Annotated in this window: 2 protein-coding genes; one reads left to right on the forward strand and one right to left on the reverse strand. The window is 73.8% G+C overall.

Features of this window, described 5'->3' with window-relative positions; translation table 11 throughout:
- Positions 1 to 1,364, forward strand: a 1,364-nt coding sequence (gene sucB, locus RS86_RS00010) for a 2-oxoglutarate dehydrogenase, E2 component, dihydrolipoamide succinyltransferase (RefSeq protein ID WP_045270153.1), incomplete at its 5' end; no start/stop codon positions are given.
- Positions 1,365 to 1,370: 6 nt separating this feature from the next.
- Here the strand turns inward: sucB and RS86_RS20525 are convergent.
- The coding region (locus RS86_RS20525; RefSeq protein WP_160299657.1) for a hypothetical protein at positions 1,371 to 2,823 on the reverse strand (1,453 nt) is incomplete at its 5' end.

Here is a 2,823-nt window from a genome sequence, read left to right on the forward strand (position 1 = left end):
CGGCAGAGCCCGCACCTGCCGCCGCAGCCCCCGCCGCATCCTCGGACGCGACCGACGTGCGACTCCCCGAGCTGGGCGAGAGCGTCACCGAGGGCACCGTGACCCGCTGGCTGAAGCAGGTCGGCGATGACGTGGCCGTCGACGAGCCGCTGCTGGAGATCTCGACCGACAAGGTCGACACCGAGATCCCCTCGCCGGTCGCCGGCACGCTGCAGGAGATCCTCGCCGCCGAGGACGAGACCATCGCCGTCGGCGCCGTTCTCGCCCGCATCGGCAGCGGTGCTCCGGCGGCTGCCGCTCCGGCGCCCGCCGCCGAGCCCGCTCCGGCGCCCGCCGCCGAGCCCGCTCCGGCTCCCGCCGCTGCTGCTCCCGCCCCTGTTGCGGCACCTGCTCCGGCAGCTGCTGCTCCCGTTGCCTCGGCTCCGGCTGCCGCTCCCGCTCCGGCCGCCGCGGACTCCGGATCCGACTCGGTGTACGTCACGCCGCTCGTGCGCCGCCTTGCCACCGAGAAGGGCGTCGACCTGGCGTCGATCACCGGCACCGGCGTGGGCGGACGCATCCGCAAGGAGGACGTGCTGAACGCCTCTGCGGCCCCGGCTGCCGCTCCCGCTGCGGCTGCTGCGCCGAAGAAGGCCCGCGAGATCTCTCCGCTGCGCGGCACCACGCAGCCGATGTCGCGTCTGCGCAAGGTCCTCGCCGAGCGCGCGGTCGCGTCGATGCAGCAGACGGCTCAGCTGACCACCGTGGTCGAGGTCGACGTCACGAAGCTCGCCGCGTACCGCGACCAGGTGAAGGGCTCGTTCCAGCAGAAGACCGGCGACAAGCTGTCCTTCCTGCCGTTCTTCGCCCTCGCCGCCGCCGAGGCGCTGCAGGAGTTCCCGATCGTGAACTCCACGGTCGACGGCACCGACATCGTGTACCCGGCCTCGGAGAACATCTCCATCGCCGTCGACACCGAGCGCGGCCTGCTCACGCCGGTGCTGCGCGACGCCGCGTCGAAGAACGTCGCTCAGATCGCACACGAGATCGCCGATCTCGCGGCCCGCACCCGCGACAACAAGCTGAAGCCCGACGAGCTGGCCGGCGGCACGTTCACGCTGACCAACACCGGTTCGCGCGGCGCGCTGTTCGACACCCCCGTGGTGTTCCTGCCGCAGTCCGCGATCCTGGGCACCGGCATCGTCGTGAAGCGCCCCGGTGTGGTCACGGTGGACGGCCAGCAGGCCATCGCCGTGCGGTCCTACGTCTTCCTCGCGCTGTCGTACGACCACCGCACGATCGATGGAGCGGACGCCGCGCGCTTCCTCTCGTCGGTGAAGGCGCGCCTGGAGGATGCGGACTTCGCCGCTCAGCTCGGCGCCTGACACCTGTCACGGAGCCCCAGCTCCTTCGGATGGCGGATTCGCGATGTCGTACACATCGCGGATCCGCCATTCGGCGTTTCTGCGGATGATCACGATCATCTGCGCCTGATCTCCGGATCCGTTCCGGATCGCGGCGATGTCGCCGTAGTCCTCGATCAGCTCCGCAGGCTCCGGCGCCGGGCGCACCGGGCGGGAGGCCGCAGTGCCGCCGTCCCACACCTCGGCACAGGCCGACTGCGGCGAGGCCTCGCAGGTCCGCACGGCGGCGAGCAGCTCGGCGCCCGCCGCCGCAGGGTCGGAGCGCGACGACGCCCCTGGCGCCCTGGGGCGATCGGATCCGGCGGGCGCCGCTCCCCCGCCGCCCGTCGCGCTCCCCGGCTCGGCGGGCGAAGGGGAACCGCTTCCTGGCAGCAGGATCTCCGCCGTCGGGGAGGAACGCCCGGCCGCGTCGGCGCCGCTCGTGTCGGACGGCCACAGGGCCCCGGCCAGCGTGATCGCCACCGCCGCCGAGACCGCAACGACGACCGGCCCTCGCCACCGCCTGCGTCGCAGCGGTCGCTCCAACCGCGGCCCGGACGACCGATCCGGCACGCGAAGGCGGAGCGCACTCAGATCCCGGCCGTGCCCTCGCGCATGCGCCAGGACGCTCCGCAGCATGCGCACCGGTCCTCCCGTCGCAGGCCGGCCACCGTTCGCCCGGCGTCCCTCGCGCTGCTCCGCACGTGAAGCGGCACGTGCGCGCGGGGGTCGCCGCTTCGCATCGCCCCTGCGCGCGCCGGTCCGCCCCGGAGAGACGACGCCGATCCGCCCCGCGGCGCGCAGCTCTCTGCGCCGCGAAGGACGTTCATACCGCGGCGTGACCGGGCCTGCGGGCTCCCTCTCGCCATCGGCCGCGGCGAACTCGTCGGTGATCAGCCACAGTGGTCGCGGCGCGGCGATCTCCAGCAGTTCACCCTCCCACCGTGCGGCCTCAGCGCGCAGGCGACGCGGATCGTGCAGCGCTTCCGCGAGGCGCGCGAGGACGCGCCGAAGCGCCCGATCCTCGATCCGCCCCTCCACGTCGCGCAGCAGCCGCTCGCCTGTATCCCGCGGCGCCCCCTCCGCATGCCTGCCCCCGGGTGCATCGAACACGAACACGGGCCGGGCCTCGTCCGTGAGCCACCAGCTGCCGTGCGGCTCGTCGCCCGCTCCGTCGGCTCGGGCGTGACGGCGGTCGAGCTCGGCGTCGTGCTGCCCTCCGTCGAGCTCGAGCATCCCGCGCAGGATGCTGACCGCGAGCGTGACCGCTTCGCCGTGCGAGATCCCGCCCGCTTCCGTCGCCTGCGCGAGAGAGGTGTGCACGGTCCGCACGCACCAGGGCAGCAGCACGTCCTGCCCGTCCGTCCGCAGCGCGATGTCGATCGGCGCCGCCACGTGCTCCGCGCCCGCGAATGCCCACCCCCCCCCCCCCCCGATCCGT

It is taken from the genome of Microbacterium azadirachtae (assembly GCF_000956505.1).
Taxonomy (GTDB): domain Bacteria; phylum Actinomycetota; class Actinomycetes; order Actinomycetales; family Microbacteriaceae; genus Microbacterium; species Microbacterium azadirachtae_A.